Consider the following 617-nt stretch of genomic DNA (forward strand, 5'->3'; position numbering starts at 1 on the left):
TGCACTACTATATCTAAACAATCATTAAAAAGATATAAAGATAAAATTAGAGAAATACTATCAAGGTCAAAACCGATAAATTATAATCCTATCTTTGAAAAATCACAAGTAATATCAATAACAGATTTTAATAAAAATAGAGAACTACTAGGAGAAGAACCTTTGAAGCTAGATCAGGATAAAGTTTATATTGCTTCAAACTTTGATAATTTACTTCCAACTATTGAAAGGTTCTTTGAGGAAAATGATCAGATTACTATTGGTGATAAAGCTTATAAAATTGGAAAGAAGGAAGTTCTACAGGATTCTTTAGCTACATCTCCTTCTAGCAACAATATATTTTCATTGATTATGCCAGATAACTTTTGTGAAGGATTAACGCCTACAGGTGAATATATAAATATTAATTATGTGGGAGACAAAAGGGAAGAAAAGCAAAATGAATATAATATATTACTTAATAAATATGTTAGTATGGGGACAGATTACTTTAAAAATGAAATTAAATTAAGTGGTATGACAAAAGAAATGGCTTATTATGAGGGAGAGTAGATAGATTTGTGTAAAAAACAAATCTATCTACTCTTTTTTGTATGATTAGTTGGTAGATTTGGAAT

At 27.2% G+C, this 617-nt stretch carries 1 pseudogene; it reads left to right on the forward strand.

Annotated features, from left to right (window positions below):
• Nucleotides 1-552: pseudogene (locus LPC13_RS16745) on the forward strand (hypothetical protein); the annotation flags it as partial.
• Nucleotides 553-617: the final 65 nt, after the last annotated feature.

It is taken from the genome of Clostridium celatum, assembly GCF_021412605.1.
Lineage (GTDB): Bacteria > Bacillota > Clostridia > Clostridiales > Clostridiaceae > Clostridium > Clostridium celatum.